Source organism: Rhodovulum sp. P5 (genome assembly GCF_002079305.1).
In the GTDB taxonomy this organism is placed as follows: domain Bacteria; phylum Pseudomonadota; class Alphaproteobacteria; order Rhodobacterales; family Rhodobacteraceae; genus Rhodovulum.
Genome location: NZ_CP015039.1, coordinates 853,162 through 868,375, shown reverse-complemented (window position 1 = coordinate 868,375; position 15,214 = coordinate 853,162). Strand labels below are relative to the sequence as shown.

The 15,214-nt window shown below is 65.1% G+C and carries 15 protein-coding genes; 10 read left to right on the top strand and 5 right to left on the bottom strand.

Annotated features, from left to right (window positions below; translation table 11 throughout):
* Genes RGUI_RS04300 through RGUI_RS22340 form a run of 3 tightly spaced genes read right to left on the bottom strand, consistent with a single transcriptional unit; the run spans window position 1 to window position 2,583 of the window.
* Window positions 1-936 carry a site-specific tyrosine recombinase XerD gene (locus RGUI_RS04300; protein ID WP_081531917.1) on the bottom strand — a complete coding sequence of 312 codons (936 nt, stop codon included), beginning with the start codon at window positions 934-936 and terminating at the stop codon, window positions 1-3.
* The gene (locus RGUI_RS04295; RefSeq protein WP_081531916.1) at window positions 933-2,459 is read right to left on the bottom strand and encodes a hypothetical protein; all 1,527 of its coding nucleotides are present in this window, start codon (window positions 2,457-2,459) and stop codon (window positions 933-935) included. Before RGUI_RS04295 ends, RGUI_RS04300 begins: the two co-directional genes overlap by 4 nt.
* Window positions 2,449-2,583 (bottom strand): hypothetical protein, encoded by a 135-nt coding sequence (locus tag RGUI_RS22340; protein ID WP_256387874.1) that lies wholly within the window; start codon window positions 2,581-2,583, stop codon window positions 2,449-2,451. Before RGUI_RS22340 ends, RGUI_RS04295 begins: the two co-directional genes overlap by 11 nt.
* Before the next feature lie 125 nt (window positions 2,584-2,708).
* On the opposite strand from RGUI_RS22340, the gene RGUI_RS04290 reads away from it, so the two are divergent.
* The 7 genes from RGUI_RS04290 (at window position 2,709) to RGUI_RS04260 (ending at window position 9,742) form a co-directional block, all read left to right on the top strand.
* The gene (locus RGUI_RS04290; protein WP_081531915.1) at window positions 2,709-3,254 is read left to right on the top strand and encodes a shikimate kinase; all 546 of its coding nucleotides are present in this window, start codon (window positions 2,709-2,711) and stop codon (window positions 3,252-3,254) included.
* Entirely contained in the window at window positions 3,251-4,372 is a 1,122-nt protein-coding gene (gene aroB, locus RGUI_RS04285; RefSeq protein WP_081531914.1) for a 3-dehydroquinate synthase, read from the top strand. The genes RGUI_RS04290 and aroB overlap by 4 nt, the downstream gene beginning before the upstream one ends.
* Before the next feature lie 102 nt (window positions 4,373-4,474).
* On the top strand, window positions 4,475-5,041 hold the full coding sequence (locus RGUI_RS04280; RefSeq protein WP_081531913.1) for a L,D-transpeptidase: 567 nt from the start codon (window positions 4,475-4,477) through the stop codon (window positions 5,039-5,041).
* Between the two features lie 200 nt (window positions 5,042-5,241).
* Window positions 5,242-6,495: an ABC transporter substrate-binding protein gene (locus RGUI_RS04275; protein WP_081531912.1), complete on the top strand. Its 1,254-nt coding sequence runs from the start codon at window positions 5,242-5,244 to the stop codon at window positions 6,493-6,495.
* 21 nt (window positions 6,496-6,516) lie between these two features.
* Window positions 6,517-7,440, top strand: coding sequence for a carbohydrate ABC transporter permease (locus tag RGUI_RS04270; RefSeq protein ID WP_081531911.1), 924 nt, complete (start codon window positions 6,517-6,519; stop codon window positions 7,438-7,440).
* 292 nt (window positions 7,441-7,732) lie between these two features.
* A complete protein-coding gene (locus RGUI_RS04265; RefSeq protein WP_081531910.1) occupies window positions 7,733-8,626 on the top strand; it encodes a carbohydrate ABC transporter permease in 894 nt (297 codons plus the stop codon).
* A gap of 3 nt (window positions 8,627-8,629) precedes the next feature.
* Window positions 8,630-9,742, top strand: coding sequence for an ABC transporter ATP-binding protein (locus tag RGUI_RS04260; protein ID WP_081531909.1), 1,113 nt, complete (start codon window positions 8,630-8,632; stop codon window positions 9,740-9,742).
* 87 nt (window positions 9,743-9,829) lie between these two features.
* Here RGUI_RS04260 and RGUI_RS04255 read toward each other — a convergent pair whose 3' ends face one another.
* Window positions 9,830-10,570 (bottom strand): VPLPA-CTERM sorting domain-containing protein, encoded by a 741-nt coding sequence (locus RGUI_RS04255; RefSeq protein ID WP_081531908.1) that lies wholly within the window; start codon window positions 10,568-10,570, stop codon window positions 9,830-9,832.
* A 272-nt stretch (window positions 10,571-10,842) separates the two neighbouring features.
* On the opposite strand from RGUI_RS04255, the gene RGUI_RS04250 reads away from it, so the two are divergent.
* Window positions 10,843-12,471 (top strand): FAD-dependent oxidoreductase, encoded by a 1,629-nt coding sequence (locus tag RGUI_RS04250; protein WP_156882861.1) that lies wholly within the window; start codon window positions 10,843-10,845, stop codon window positions 12,469-12,471.
* A gap of 34 nt (window positions 12,472-12,505) precedes the next feature.
* Here the strand turns inward: RGUI_RS04250 and RGUI_RS04245 are convergent, their stop codons facing one another.
* Window positions 12,506-12,712, bottom strand: coding sequence for a hypothetical protein (locus RGUI_RS04245; RefSeq protein ID WP_253798837.1), 207 nt, complete (start codon window positions 12,710-12,712; stop codon window positions 12,506-12,508).
* 210 nt (window positions 12,713-12,922) lie between these two features.
* On the opposite strand from RGUI_RS04245, the gene RGUI_RS04240 reads away from it, so the two are divergent.
* Together RGUI_RS04240 and RGUI_RS04235 are read left to right on the top strand one after the other, a co-directional pair.
* A complete protein-coding gene (locus tag RGUI_RS04240) occupies window positions 12,923-14,512 on the top strand; it encodes a HAMP domain-containing sensor histidine kinase (RefSeq protein WP_253798835.1) in 1,590 nt (529 codons plus the stop codon).
* Window positions 14,513-14,518: 6 nt separating this feature from the next.
* Complete coding sequence (locus RGUI_RS04235) at window positions 14,519-15,208, top strand: response regulator transcription factor (RefSeq protein WP_081531906.1); 690 nt, start codon at window positions 14,519-14,521, stop codon at window positions 15,206-15,208.
* Window positions 15,209-15,214 lie beyond the last annotated feature (6 nt).

Sequence of the window (15,214 nt, the reverse complement as noted above, 5' to 3'; positions counted from 1 at the left end):
TCAAGTCGGTCCGGGGTCGCGGGCCAGTGGATGATGGTGCAACACCAGCTCCTTTAGACGGTCGTCGAGGACATGGGTATAGATTTCCGTCGTGGCCAGATCGGCATGACCCAAGAGCATCTGGATCGAGCGCAGGTCGGCCCCGCCGGCCAGAAGATGCGTCGCAAAGGCATGGCGCAGGGTGTGTGGGGTGACCTTGTCGGGGGACACCCCGGCGGTGACGGCCAGTTCCTTGATCAGGCTGTAGAAGCGGTGCCGGGTCAGGTGACCCAGCTTGCCGCGCGAGGGGAACAGGAACTTGCTGGCCGGGCGGCCCTTTTGGCGCGCGGCGTCCTCGGCGGCATCGCGTTCGGCCAGCCAGTCGACAAGCGCCTGTCTTGCGGGCGGCGACAGGGGCACCATGCGTTCCTTGCCGCCCTTGCCCCGGATCAGCAGCATGCGCGGATCGCCCCGTGCGGCAGATACCGGCAGCGAGACCAGTTCGCTGACCCGCATGCCCGTGGCGTAAAGCACCTGCATCAGGCAGGCATTGCGCGTGGCCTCTCTCGGGGAGGCCTCTGCCGCGGCCAGCAGGCGGTCGACCTCCTCGTGCGTCAGGGTCTTGGGCAGCCGCTTGGCCCGGCCCGGCCCCTTGATCTGGATCGCCGGGTTGTCGCTGCGCCAGCCTTCTTCATAGGCGAAGCGGTATAGCTGCTTGATGGCGGACAGCCGGCGGGCGCGCGTGGCGACCGACAGCCCCTCTGCCTCGCAATCGACGAGATAGGCGGTCACGTCCGTCTCGGCCACTGTCTGAAAGCTGCGCGCCCGGCGGGCGAGCCAGCCGGCGAAGTCCTTCAGGTCCCGGGCATAGGCAAGCTGGGTGTTCCGGGCAGCATCCTGTTCGGCGGCTTGGGCCTCCAGAAAGGTTTCGATCCAGCGGGCATCGTCCGGGGTCATCCGCGCCTCTCCAGAAGCATCATTTGCAGGGAACATTTGCGCGCGACCTCCTCCAGCCCGAGTTGTCGCAAAAGGGCAAGGCCGCGTGTCACGTCGGCGATGTCGCCGCCGGCGCCGGTGGTGATAAGGTCGATGGCCGACAGGATCGCCTCGCCCACGCGGCCCTCTCGCAGCAGGCGGTCCTGGGTCGGGGCGGGGGTTGCCTTGAACCCGTCCCGCAGCGCCTCGCCAAGGCTGTTGAGGGGCAAAAGGCCTGTAACCTCGCCGCGGGCCAGTCCTGCGAGGAAGGTTTCCTCGGTCGTCTGGGGTTTGTAGGCCTGCGCGATCTCCTCGTAGTCGTCGCTCAACAGCCCGATGCGGAAGGCGAGCGCCCCGGCGCTGCCCTTCAGCCGCAGGCCGGCCAGTCGCGCGGCGTAAAGCTGTGCGAAGGGGACCTCCAGCTCCGCCGACACCATGGCAGCCCACGCGGGTTGCAGGGTGCGGGCGATCTCTGCCCGGTCCCCGGACAGCATGGCGAGGTCGAAGTCCTGAAGCGCGCCCACCCGGTCCCACAATCCGCCGGAGGCGGCCGGTTCCCGTTCGGTCCATACCCCCAAAAGCTGGTTGGGCGTCAGGGCGCCGGTTCTTGCCAGGCGCTCGGCCGCGCCGATCCGGGCCTTCCATCCGGCGGTCGGGCGCAGATCGGCGCGGGCGAAAGCGACTGGAAGGGTCGTCGTGGGCAGGTATTCCCCGACCGCCTCGCGCATGCGGAAGATCAGCGGGCTGGGGCGGACCGGCGCGGGCAGGGGGGGCTCGCCCTCGAACAGGTCGGGGTCGAGGAACCGGGCCAGAAGCGCGTCTTCTTCATCGGTGATGAAGCCCAGGGCGCGCCCGGTTTCCAGCGTCAGCGCGGCTGCGTTCCAGTCGCCCCCGCGGGCAAGGCAGAAGATCCGAGCCGGAAAGGTCGGCGCGACCCCGGGATTGGCGCGCATCGCGGCGCAGGCGCGGTCTTCCTGCCCGGTCAGAAGCGATATGTCGAACCAACGGCGAAAGAGCGCCGGATCGGTGGGGCCCGCCCGTTCCACCAAGGCCTGCGCCTGGTCGAGCGCCCCGAGGTCCAGCAGCTTGTCCAGCCGGGCCAGCAGGATTTGCCCCTCTTCCATCTCGCCGGTGGGCGGGGCCTGTTCCATCAGAAGTATCCGGAACAGCAGGGTCTGGGCCGCGGGCAGTGTGTCGAACCGCTCCGCCCGGATCGCCCGGGCAATGGTCACACTGTCGCCCGGCCCCCACAGGTTTTCCGGCAGTCCGGCCACGCGCGCGGGCATCAGCCCGACGGCATCGCGGCTTGTGGCGCCCAGCGGCGCGACCGAGATCGGTTCGGTTTCGGGGACGCGATTGATCACCGGGCCGTCGGGACGGCCCGCCGGCGTTGCGATGGAATCGGACAGCCAGTCGATGGCTGAAAGCGGCTGTTCGGCTTTTGCCGCGGCCCCCGCGACCATCACACCGATCGCGACGCCCAGCCGGAGCGGTCTAGTCCACATCCAGCGACAAACTTTGGTTGATCTCAGTCTGGCTGGGGTCGAGATCGCCCAGATAGGCAAACCCGACGAGACCCACGAATCCGACGATCAGAAGAAAAAACAGTGCCTTGAGAAGACGCACCATGCTGCTCTGCCTTGTTGTGACGACCTGCGTGCGACACGCTTTTTGAGTATTATAACTGGCATTCCGCGCGAGTTCACGCCATTGAGTGTCAGAAATTCGATATCTGTGGCGGGAGGTTGCCCAAGGTGGGCGACAAGTTGAAGAAGACCGTCGCGCTTGTGGGGCTCATGGGCGCGGGAAAGACGGCTGTCGGGACCGCGCTGGCAAGAAAGCTGGGCGTGCCCTTTCGCGATTCCGACCAGGAGATCGTGAAAGCCGCGAACATGTCGATTGCCGAGATCTTCGAACGCGACGGGGAGGCGTTCTTTCGCCGCAAGGAATCGCAAGTGCTGGCCCGGTTGCTGACCGAGGGGCCCTGCGTATTGTCGACCGGCGGCGGGGCCTTCCTGTCCGAAGCCAATCGGCGCATCATCTCCGAACACGGGGCGTCGGTGTGGCTGAATGCCGATCTCGATCTGCTGTGGAACCGGGTGAAACACAAGAACACCCGGCCGCTTCTGCGCACGCCTGACCCCTATGCGACGCTGCACGACCTGTATCACAAGCGTCTGCCGTTCTACGCGATGGCCGATGTCGCGGTGCGAACCTATCCCGAATTCACCATCGAAGACACGGCCGACGCGGTGGTGAAGGCCCTTGGCGCCCGGCCCGACGTATTGGAGGCAGCATGACCGACACTTTTGAAACCGTGCATGTGGCCCTGCCGGGGCGCGAATACGATATCCGCATCGGAACGGGGGTGCTGGACCGTGCCGGGGCCGAGATCGCGCCGCTGCTGCAACGCCCCCGCGTTGCGGTGCTGACCGATGAGACCGTGGCGGGCTTGCATCTGGACACGTTGCGGGCGGGCCTGGCCGCCGCGGGGATCGAGATGTCGGCGCTGGCCCTGCCGCCCGGAGAGGCCACAAAGGGGTGGGAGCAGTTTTCCCGCGCTGTCGAATGGCTGATCGCCGAGAAGGTCGAGCGTCGCGACATCGTCGTGGCACTTGGCGGCGGGGTGATCGGCGATCTTGCGGGCTTTGCCGCGGCGGTGCTGCGCCGTGGCGTGCGGTTTGTGCAGATCCCGACGTCATTGCTGGCGCAGGTGGACAGCTCGGTCGGCGGCAAGACCGGCATCAACTCGCCGCTGGGCAAGAACCTGATCGGGGCGTTTCACCAGCCAAGCCTCGTTTTGGCCGATACCGGTGTGTTGGAGACACTGACCCCGCGCGATTTCCTGGCCGGCTATGGCGAGGTGGTGAAATACGGGCTGCTGGGTGATGCGGCCTTTTTCGACTGGCTGGAAGACAACGGCCCCGCCTTGGCCGCGGGCGACCGGGCGGCGCGGATCCGCGCCGTGCGTCGGTCTTGCGAGATGAAGGCGGGCATCGTGGAGCGGGACGAGACCGAGCAGGGGGAGCGCGCGCTGCTCAACCTCGGTCACACCTTCTGCCATGCGCTGGAGGCCGCGACCGGCTATTCCGACCGTCTGCTGCATGGTGAAGGGGTGGCAATCGGCTGCGCGCTGGCGTTTGAACTTTCCGCCCGGATGGGGCTTTGCAGCCAGGAAGAGCCGTCGCGGGTGCGGGCGCATCTGGCCGCGATGGGCATGAAGAAGGACCTGGCCGATATCCCGGGCGATTTGCCCGACGCCGAGGGTCTGATCGCGCTGATGGCGCAGGACAAGAAGGTGCAGGACGGCAAGCTGCGCTTCATCCTTGCCCGCGGGATCGGAGAGGCGTTCGTGACCTCCGACGTCGATGCAGGGATACTGCGTGCCGTGCTGGAGGACGCGCTGTCCGGGCGCTGATCGGCCACCGACCTGTTCTGACAATCCGGTTCGGCGGGCTATATGTCTGATCCGGCTGCTGTGGTATTGTATCACAGGGACTGAATTACCCAGGTTGAACACATGAAACGCAGAACATTTCTTATCCAGACAGGGGCCGTCGCTCTTCTTGGCACCGCGGCGCATGCGCAGACAGAAGACGCCCCGAAGAAACTCCCCGACGAATTCAACGCCCGGATCGTGCGGATGCGCGGGGCGGGCCCGAACGAGATCCACGTCGTGGCGCGCGACCACGCGCTTTACTGGACGCTGCCCAAGAACCGGGCCTTCCGCTATCCGGTCGCCGTGGGGCGCGACGGCCTTTATGAACCCGGTGTGTTCTATGTCGGCGCCAAGAAGGAATGGCCCAAGTGGAAGCCCACGCCCGAGATGATCGAGCGTGACCCCCGGGCCTACAAGCGGTACGAGGACGGCATGCCCGGCGGTCCCGGCAACCCGCTGGGTGCGCGGGCGATCTATCTTTTCACCGAAGGCGGCGCGGACAGCATGCTGCGCATCCACGGCACCAATGACCTGTCGGGTCTTGGCCGGTCGGTTTCCAACGGCTGCGTGCGCATGGCCAACAGCCATGTCACCCATCTGTACGAACAGGTGCCGATGCATACGCGGGTCGTGCTCCACCCGGCGTGATCCCGCGCATTCTCATCTTTCGCCGCGCTGAACGCGGGGCCTGCCGCAAGGTCAGGCCTCGTCGTCGTTGACGCGACTCGATTTGCAGCACTAACGTGGAATTAAGCCTAAAAGTGCGGCGGCCTGTCACATCCGCTGCCTTGGCAAGACCGTTCCCGTGGGTGGGTTTGCGGACCACGGACGAAAGAGGAGGACATCCCATGTTGCAGTCGAAGACAATCCTGCCCCTGGCGGCAGTGGCGAGCGTGGCCCTGGGAAGCGCGGTCTGGGCCGAACCCAAGGTCGAGGTCCTGCACTGGTGGACCTCGGGCGGCGAAGCCAAGGCCGTCGGCGAACTGAAGAACAGCTTTGAGGCCGCGGGCGGCACATGGATCGACTCGCCCATCGCAGGCGGGGGCGGCGATGCCGCGATGACCGCGCTCCGCGCCCGCGTCGTGGCCGGCAACCCGCCGACGGCGGTGCAACTGAAAGGTCCCGGCATTCAGGAATGGGCAGAATTGGGCGCGTTGAACAACGTGGACAGCGTTGCCGCCGATGAGCACTGGGATGATGTGCTGCCGCCGGTTCTGGCAGCGATCATGAAATACGATGGCGACTATGTGGCCGCCCCGGTTAACATCCACCGCGTCGACTGGATGTGGGCCAACCCCGAAGTTCTGGCCAAGGTCGGCGTGACAGAGATGCCCACGACATGGGACGACTTCAACGCCGTGGCCGAAAAGCTGGTTGCGGCAGGCATCACGCCCTTGGCCCATGGCGGGCAGGCCTGGCAGGACGCGACGATCTTTGAAAACGTGGTGCTGGGGATCGGCGGGGCCGATTTCTTCCGCGCGTCGCTGGTCAACCTAGACGACACGGCCCTGCGGTCGGAGACGATGGTCGCCTCGTTCGATCAGTTGCGCAAGCTGCGCGGCTATGTCGATCCGAACTTCCCGGGCCGCGACTGGAACCTCGCGACGTCGATGGTGATGAATGGTGAGGCCGCGTTCCAGATCATGGGCGACTGGGCCAAGGGCGAATTCCTCGCCGCCGGCAAGGTGCCGGGCAAGGATTTCGTCTGCGCGCCGACACCGGGTAATGGCTTCGTGCTGAACGCCGACAGCTTTACCTTCTTCAACGTCAAGGGTGACGACAACATCGAAGGTCAGAATCTTCTGGCCAGCCTGATCATGTCGCCCGACTTCCAGAAGACCTTCAACCTTGCCAAGGGCTCGATCCCCGCGCGGACGGACGTCTCGCTGGAGGAATTCGACGATTGTGCAAAACTGTCCCATGCGGACCTTCTGGACGCGATGGCGAGTGATGCGCTGGTGCCGTCGATGGCCCACGAAATGGCCATCCCCCGTTCGATCCGGGGGGAGTTTCTTGATCTGGTGACGGAGTTCTTCAACTCCGACATGTCGTCGGAAGAGGCCGCCAACCGGCTGGCCGACGCCGTCAAGCGCGCGATGTAAGACAAGGGCGGGGGGCCGGGCATGTCCCGGCCCGCCCGTGCCGTCATGGCCGAGGGTGGGGTGCTGACATCTTTTTCGCGCTGGTTCGAGCGCAAGCTGCCGCTTCTGGTGGTCTCGCCGCTCTTCGCGCTGAGCCTGTTCTTCGTCTACGGCTTCATCGCGTGGACGGCCTATATCTCGGTCACCAAGTCCACGATGATGCCCGTCTACACCTTCGACGGGCTGGACCAGTATATCCGGCTGTGGGACACGCCGCGCTGGTATGTGGCGCTGAAGAACCTGTTCCTGTTCTCGGGGCTTTTCATCGGGATCAGCATGGCCATCGGGGTGGTGCTGGCGATCCTGCTGGACCAGCGTATCCGGATCGAGGGGGTGATCCGCACGATCTACCTGTACCCGATGGCGCTGTCCTTCATCGTCACCGGCACCGTCTGGAAATGGATCCTGAACCCCGGTCTTGGCCTTGAGAAGGTCATGCATGAATGGGGGTTCGAAGGGTTCAGGTTCGACTGGCTGGTGAACGCCGATTACGCGATCTACACCGTGGTGATCGCGGCGGTCTGGCAAAGCTCCGGCTATGCGATGGCGCTGTTCCTTGCCGGGCTCCGGTCGGTCGATGACGAGGTGCTGAAGGCCGCGGCCATCGACGGCGCCGGGCCGTGGCGGACCTATACGCGCATCGTGCTGCCGTCCCTCAGGCCCGTTTTCCTGTCGGTGATCATCATCCTCGCCCATCTGGCGATCAAGAGCTTCGACCTTGTCGTGGCGCTCACCGGCGGTGGCCCCGGCTATGCCACCGACATGCCGGCGACCTTCATGTATGCCTATGCCTTCCAGCGCTCCGAACTCGGCATGGCGGCGGCGAGCGCGGTGATGATGCTGGCGACCGTCTGTGCGATCATCGTGCCCTATCTTTATTCCGAACTGCGGGGGAGCCGGCGATGAACCCAGTGGCCCGTCGCAGCTGTCGCGCCCTTGTCGGGTCAACCCGAGTTCCGAAGACATGCCGAGCCGCGTCGTGGACGGGCCGCGGCGCGGCGATCCGACGATTGCTCTACGCGATTTATGGCAGCAGATCCGCCGAACCCGCGGACGTCTCGCTGGCATTACCAGATCGCCGGGCCGAGGGGGCGGCCCGGCGATGGCGCGGCGGGCCTGCGGCCCATGACTCCGCGCCTCGATACGCTGGGCCAAGCAGCACGACAGGGCGACTCTGCCAATCTGGCGGGCCACGGTCATGAGACAGCGCGCGACCTCTGACATCGTCCGCCCCTCGGGGCCGGTGGCAATCCTGATGCGGTTCGCCCTCTTCGCGATCCTCGGGATCTTCTGCCTGTACTACCTGATCCCGCTATTCGTGATGCTCTCCACCTCACTGAAGTCGTTGGAGGAGATCCGGGCGGGCAACCTGCTGAGCCTGCCGTCGTCCATCCGTTTTGACGCCTGGGCCAAGGCCTGGGGCGCGGCCTGCGTGGGCGTGCGCTGCGACGGGTTGCAGCCCTACATGATGAATTCGGTGATGATGGCGGTGCCGGGGGTGTTCCTGTCCACCGCGTTGGGCGCGCTGAACGGCTATGCCCTGACCAAGTGGCGCTTTCGGGGCGCGGACATCATCTTTGCGCTGATGCTGTTTGGCGCGTTCATCCCGTTCCAGGTGATCCTGCTGCCGATGGCGCGGACGCTGGGGCAGTTGGGGCTGGCGGGTACGGTGCCGGGGCTGGTGCTGGTGCATGTGGTCTATGGCCTTGCGTTCACGACGCTGTTCTTCCGCAACTTCTTCATCGGCGTGCCAGACGGGATCGTGCAGGCCGCGCAGGTCGACGGGGCGGGGTTCTTCGGCATCTTCTTCAAGATCGTGCTGCCGATGTCGCTGCCGGCCATCGTGGTTACGGTCATCTGGCAGTTCACGCAGATCTGGAACGACTTCCTGTTCGGCGTGGCCTTCACGGTGGGGGATTCCAATCCCGTGACGGTGGCGCTGAACAATGTGGTGAACACGTCGACGGGCGTGAAGGAATACAATGTGGACATGGCCGCGGCGATCATCGCGGGCCTGCCCACATTGCTGGTTTATGTCGTGGCCGGTGCCTGGTTCGTGCGCGGGCTGTCGGCCGGGGCGGTAAAGGGGTAGGGAATGGCGGCGGGCATCCGGCTGAAAGGCTTGCGCAAGAATTTCGGCGCGACCCAGGTGATCAAGGGCATCGACCTGGAGATCGATCCGGGCGAATTCGTGGTGCTGGTCGGCCCCTCGGGCTGCGGCAAGTCCACCCTTCTGAACCTGATTTCGGGGCTGGAGACGGCCAGTGCGGGCGAGATCGTGATCGGCGAAAAGCAGGTCAACAAGGTGCCGCCGCGCGACCGGGACATCGCCATGGTGTTCCAGTCCTACGCGCTTTACCCCACCAAGACCGTGCGCGAGAACATCACCTTCGGGATGCAGACGCGCCGGGTGCCGAATGACCGGCAGGATGCGGCGCTGGCGGAATTTGCCAAACTCCTGCAGATCGACCATTTGCTGGACCGCAAGCCGGGGCAGCTCTCGGGCGGGCAGCGGCAACGGGTGGCGATGGGCCGCGCACTGGTCCGGCAACCGGCGGTGTTCCTGTTCGACGAACCCTTGTCGAACCTCGACGCCAAGTTGCGGATCGAGATGCGGACCGAGATCAAGAAGCTGCATCAGCGGCTGGGCAAGACCGCCGTCTACGTGACCCATGACCAGATCGAGGCGATGACGCTGGCCACCCGGATCGCAGTGATGGACAACGGCCATATCCGGCAATTCGCCGACCCGGCCACGATCTACGAACACCCCGCCGACATGTTCGTGGCGGGCTTCATGGGCTCGCCCCCGATGAACATGATCAAGGGCCGCGTCTTGCGCGAGGGCGCGGCGGTGTCCGTGGTGCCCGTGGGCGCGCGCCTGCCGCTGAAGTTTCCCCTGCCAACGCCGGAGGCCACGCGGATCGACACGCCGGACGGCCATGACGTGATCCTCGGTATAAGGCCGGAGACCATCGTGGCGGCACGGGGGGCTGCGCCGGGCCCGACCCATTATGTGTTCGATGCGCCCGTCGAGGTGGTGGAACCCACCGGCCCCGACACGATGATCGTGTTCCAGATTGCCGGTGAAGACCTGATCGCCCGCGTCCACCCCGAAGACGCTGTGGGCATCGGTCAGAGTTTCCGGTTCGCGGTGGACATGGCGAAGGCGAAACTGTTCGACGCGAAGACCGGCGCGCGGATCTGAGTGGTTTGAAATGCGCCAGCGCGTGTATGGCTGTTGGCCCGGCGCATGCCCCGGGCCATGAGATCGTGATCTGAACCCGTTGCGGGTTTACGACGTCCGGCGCGTTCCAAGGGCGGCCAGCGACCCCAGACCGCCGATCAGCAGAAAAGCCGCTGCCGGCAGCGGTACAGGGTCCGGCACCTGAGCGTCCGTGCCCTCGACCCCGATCGTAAACCCGTTCCAGTATTCGTTGGTCAGGCTCTGCCAGGTCAGGGTGTCGAACGTATCGGTGAACAGGATCGTCCCATGCGGTTCACCCGAGATCGCATTCAGCGAGTAGGTCCCGTCATTGTTGTCCACCCGTACCACCGGGCCGCTGCCGAAATAGCCCCGGCCGTCATTGCCGGTTCCATCCCAGTTCTGGCCGGTATTGCTGAGGATTTCGAAATCCTGGCTATAGCGGTAGCCGTTCCCGTTCATGCTGACATAGGAATAGTACAGGTTCTGAACGGTCTGCGAAAAGGTCAGCGTTTGCGTGCCGGCATAGCGTAGGGCGATCATCTCTGCCGGGGTGGGGTCGTTGGAATTGCCGTTCGGCCCTTCGCTCGTATACGGAGAGTCGCCGGAATATCCGAAATAGTTCGCACCGGTCCCCGTCTGGATGAACCCCACGCCCTGCGGATTGTTGTAGACGACATCGATGGTTTCCCCGTCAGAGGTTATCGTGCCGTATGCGGTGAACCCGTTCGTATTGTCGGAGCCCGTCCAGTCGATCCAGTTGACCTCGACGGCTTGGGCCGAACTGGCCACGCCGATTGCAAGGGCCGCAGCCGCAATGCTCTTCTTCATCTTGTCTCCCCCCGAGAAATTTTGCCGGCTTAGTCTAGAAACGGCGGTCCATTGCGTCAAACGTTAACGATCAAGATCCGCTTCCTGACGGTGAGGGCCTTTGCCGCCCCTGTCAGGGCAAATTGGCCTTGTGCCCTCCGCCATTTCTTTTGCAACCTGTAATTGTCGCGGCGCGGAAATCGGGGCCGGCGTGATCGTCGTTCGTTTGCGCAAATTGGCTGGCCCTCGGCAGAACAGTCCCTATGCTGCAACGCAGAAGGCAGGAGATGACCATGGCGACTCGTGTTGTAGTCCTCGGCGGTGGCTTCGGGGGCATGTATGCCGCCCGTGCGCTGAAACGGAAACTCGGCAATACGGCGGAGGTCGAACTGATCAACGCCGAGAACTACTTCGTCTTCCAGCCGCTATTGCCGGAGGTCGGGGCAGGGTCCATCACGCCGGGCCATGCGGTGTCGCCGCTGCGGTTTCTTCTCAAAGGCGTGATGGTGCGCAAGGCGCTGATCGACAGCGTGGATTTCGACCGCCGGCTGATCACGGTGTTTCAGGGCATTCAGCGCATGCCGGTGGAGGTGCCCTATGATCACCTTGTCATCGCGCTGGGGCAGGGGACGGACCTGTCGCGCATGCCGGGGCTGGAAGAGCATTCGCTGAAGATGAAGACGCTGGAGGATGCCCGGCGCCTGCGCGAACATGTGATCCAGCAGCTTGAACATGCCTCTGTCACACCCCTGCCGGAAACGCGCCGCGGCGCGCTGACCTTCACGGTGATCGGCGGCGGGTTCTCCGGCGTGGAAACCGTGGGCGAGATGAAGGAGCTGATCGACCGGTCGCTGCCCTATTACCCGGAGATCGATCCATCTGAGGTGCGCGTTCTGCTTCTGGAATTCGCGCCGCGCATTCTGAACGAGATGCCAGAGGGGCTGGCCGCCTATGCCACCGACCACCTGACCCGCCACGGTATCGACCTGCGGTTGAAAACCGGCGTGGCCAGCGCCACCGCCCGGCAGCTTGTTACCTCCGACGGGGAGGTGATCGATACCCGCACCGTCGTGGCCACCATCGGCAACGCCCCGCTGCCGGTCGTCAAACGCATGGGGCTGCCATCGGAACATGGCCGGGTTTCGGTCGACCGCACGCTGCGGGTGAAGGGGCGCGACAACATCTGGGCGCTGGGCGACTGTGCGCTGATCCCACTGAAGGAGAACGCCACGGACCGGTTCGACTTCGCCCCGCCGACCGCGCAATTCGCGGTACGGGAGGCCAAGCTGATCGCGCAGAACGTCAACGCCGCGATCCGGGGCAAGCCGGTGAAGACCTTCGCCTATGAATCGCGGGGTTCCCTCGCGTCGCTGGGGGCCAAACGGGGGGTGGCCGACGTGTTCGGCAAAGAGATCACCGGCGTTCCCGCGTGGCTGTTGTGGCGGTCCTATTACCTTGCGCTGTTGCCGGGTATGGGCACGCGGATCAAGGTGCTGCTCAACTGGGTGCTGGACGGGCTGGGCGCGCGCAGCGTGGTGCAGATCAAGGCCTATTCGAAGCCGCCGCTGCGCTACGTCTATTACCGGGCCGGCGACATCATCTATCGCGCGGGGGACCGGTCAGACGGGTTTTTCACCGTGGTCTCCGGCTCGGTCGAGATGGAGCGCCCGGACGACGAGACCGGCAAGATGACCACACGCATCATCGGCCCCGGTGGCCATTTCGGGGAGCGGCTGATCCTTGGGGCCACCCGCCGCAAGACGACAGTGCGCGCCGCGGAGGATACCAAGGTTCTGGTCATGAACCGTCAGGAATTCATGATGCTGGCCGAGGGTTTTTCCGCCTTTCGGGACTACTTCAAGCCCTACATGGAAAAACGCGGCGCCACATGGCCGCCCGACGAAGGGACAGGGCCGCGGTAGCGACCTGCCGAACCTCGCAGCCCGGAAGGCGTGCTCAGATGTTCTTCTGGGCGGTGTTGATGTAGCCGCAGCGCCAGCGCGACACGGTCCAGTTGGGATGTTCCTCGGCCCATTTCGCAAGTTCGGGCTGGGCCCCCATGACACAGGTCATCGGGGTGATGTCGGTAAAGATCATGCTGCGTTCTTCGCAACTGGGATGGGACAACCCAGTGCAGGCGATGAAGAGAAGTTGCACCATCATGGGCTGCTCCTGCTGTCAATAGATCCAAAGGTATGCTTGGTATTTGGCGCATAGGTGGGTGAAATTAGTCTGAAGCGAGCCGGCGAATATGCCATTCCGACTGGGCCACTGGCAGACGAACATGAGGGCGATTGCCGAAAAAGAGGCAGCGTTTGCGCTGTCTGCTCGTATTTGCTGCGGTGCAGCAAAAAATGCTGCAGGGCGGCAAGGGTGAGGTCGGCCTTGGGGTTCGGCACGATCAAGGCGCGGCTGTTGCTGGGGGCAGGGCTGATCGGGACGGTTGCGGTGCTGTCCGGCGGCCTGACGGTTTTCGGCATGGCGCGGATGGGAGAGCGGATCGAGGCATCACTTGCCGCGGAGCGTCGGATCGCGGGCTATGCCGTTCTGTCCACGCAGGCGTCATCGTTCCTTGTCGTGGCGGTCGAGGCCATTCAGGCCGGGGTGCCGCTGGAGGTGCGCCGCGAAAGGCTGGCCCCGGTGGCGGCCGATCTGGCGCGCAGCTTTGCCACGATCCGCACCGATCTTGGGGCCGCGGTGGCAGAGGCGGCCGCGCTGGGGCTGAACGAACAATCCCGACGGGCGACCCAAAGCCTTGCCATCGCCCGGATGGAGGCGCTGTTTGCCTCCACCCGCAACGGCCTGCTGACCGAAGGGGCAGATGCGGAACGGCTTCAGGGCTTTCTCGACGTCTTCGCGCAAAGCTTCGACATGCTGTTGAACGCGGCGGTGACCGAAGAAATCCGAACCCGTGACCGGTTGAACGCGCGGGTGGAGGCGTTGCGGCGCACCCTGACCTCGCTTGCGGTTGCGGTGTCTGTGCTGGCGGCCCTGATGCTGGCGGTGTTCCATTTCGGTCTGGTTCGGCCGCAGTTGAACCGTCTTGATCTGGCGCGGGCCGCATCCCGGCGGATCGGGGCGGAGGATTTCGCGGTCGCGCTGCCCGAGGACGGAACTGACGAGATCAGCCAGCTTTTTGCCGAAACGAACCGCATGGCCGTCGCGCTGGCACGACGAAAGGACGAGGTCGCCGCCGAATGGGATCGACTGAACGAGACGATTGCCGACCGGACAAAGGCGCTGCGCGAGGCAAATGACCTGCTCGCCCGGACCGACCAAAGCCGCAGACGCTTCTTCGCGGATGTGGGGCACGAATTGCGCACGCCGCTGACGGTGATCCTGATGGAGGCGGAACTGGGCGCGAAAGGCGCCGGAGACCCGTCCCGGGCCTTTGAGGTGATCGAGGCGCGCGCCCGGCGCCTGAACCGGCGGATCGACGATCTGTTGCGGATCGCACGATCGGAAAGCGGGCAGATCGACCTGGCAAGAACGCCCTTCGCCCTGAACCTGATTGTCGAGGAGGCGCTGACCGAGACCGAGGCGGAAACAAGAAGTGCGGGGCTGACCGTGACCTATGACGGTGTTCAGGGCGTTCTGGTGCGGGGCGATGCCAACTGGTCGCGGCAGGTGGTTGTCGGCCTGATCCGGAACGCGGTGCGCCATGCCCGCGATGGCGGGCGGTTGGCCATGTGCGTTACCTCGGCGGAGCGGTATGGCTGCGTGAACGTCACCGACAACGGCCCGGGTATCCCCGAGCCCGACAAGACCCGCGTCTTCAACCGGTTCGACCGGGGGCAGGACACGGCGACCGAGGGCTTTGGCATCGGCCTTGCGCTGGCCCGTTGGGTGATGGAGGAGCAGGGCGGGACGATTGCCCTGACCAGCCCGGTGCCAGACCCCGACCGCCTGGGTGATGCGCCGGGCACCATGATGACCCTTCGGATCCCGCTGGCCGAGGAGTGAGCCCCGATGACCGACGCGCCCCTTATCCTGATCGTCGATGATGACCCCGAAATCACCTCCGCCCTGTCGCGGGGATTGCAGCTTCACGGCTTCGGCACCACGACCGCGAACCGGGTGGAGGAGGCGCTTGCGGCCATGCGCGACAGGGGGCCCGACGCGGCCATCGTCGATGTCATGATCGGCCCCGACAGCGGCATCGACTTGGTGCGCCGCATGCGTGCGGGGGGCGGGCGGATGCCCATCCTGATGCTTAGCGCGCTGGCCGAGGTGGATGACCGCGCCGCCGGGCTGGAGGCCGGGGCCGACGACTACATCGTCAAGCCGTTTTCCTTCGACGAACTTGTCGCCCGTCTGCAGGTTCAGCAAAGGCGGGCCGCGGCGCAGGCGGGCGGGCCGTCCGTCCGGTTCGACAGGGCGGCGCGCATCGTGCGCACCGACAGCCGCTCGGTCAGTCTGACGGAGCGTGAATTCGCGCTGCTGCTGTATTTGTGGGACCATCGCGGCGAAGTGCATCCGCGGGGCGAGATCTTCGACTGTCTCTGGGCAGGTGAGGGAACCAGTTCCGAGAACGTGGTCGATGTCTATCTGGGGTATCTGCGCCGCAAGCTTGCCCCGGTGCAGGACTTCGGCTTTGAGATCAAGACGTTGCGCAATCGCGGTTTCATGCTTGATCCAATTCCGGGCCCGCGCCCCTAAGACCTT

Coding starts and splice junctions, on each gene's coding strand:
- RGUI_RS04250 (WP_156882861.1), top strand. CDS start 10,843: ATGGCGACTCGTGTTGTAGTCCTCGGCGGTGGCTTCGGGGGCATGTAT.
- RGUI_RS04265 (WP_081531910.1), top strand. CDS start 7,733: ATGAGACAGCGCGCGACCTCTGACATCGTCCGCCCCTCGGGGCCGGTG.
- RGUI_RS04235 (WP_081531906.1), top strand. CDS start 14,519: ATGACCGACGCGCCCCTTATCCTGATCGTCGATGATGACCCCGAAATC.
- RGUI_RS04275 (WP_081531912.1), top strand. CDS start 5,242: ATGTTGCAGTCGAAGACAATCCTGCCCCTGGCGGCAGTGGCGAGCGTG.
- RGUI_RS04245 (WP_253798837.1), bottom strand. CDS start 12,712: ATGATGGTGCAACTTCTCTTCATCGCCTGCACTGGGTTGTCCCATCCC.
- RGUI_RS04300 (WP_081531917.1), bottom strand. CDS start 936: ATGACCCCGGACGATGCCCGCTGGATCGAAACCTTTCTGGAGGCCCAA.
- RGUI_RS04270 (WP_081531911.1), top strand. CDS start 6,517: ATGTCCCGGCCCGCCCGTGCCGTCATGGCCGAGGGTGGGGTGCTGACA.
- aroB (WP_081531914.1), top strand. CDS start 3,251: ATGACCGACACTTTTGAAACCGTGCATGTGGCCCTGCCGGGGCGCGAA.
- RGUI_RS22340 (WP_256387874.1), bottom strand. CDS start 2,583: ATGGTGCGTCTTCTCAAGGCACTGTTTTTTCTTCTGATCGTCGGATTC.
- RGUI_RS04295 (WP_081531916.1), bottom strand. CDS start 2,459: ATGTGGACTAGACCGCTCCGGCTGGGCGTCGCGATCGGTGTGATGGTC.
- RGUI_RS04280 (WP_081531913.1), top strand. CDS start 4,475: ATGAAACGCAGAACATTTCTTATCCAGACAGGGGCCGTCGCTCTTCTT.
- RGUI_RS04255 (WP_081531908.1), bottom strand. CDS start 10,570: ATGAAGAAGAGCATTGCGGCTGCGGCCCTTGCAATCGGCGTGGCCAGT.
- RGUI_RS04260 (WP_081531909.1), top strand. CDS start 8,630: ATGGCGGCGGGCATCCGGCTGAAAGGCTTGCGCAAGAATTTCGGCGCG.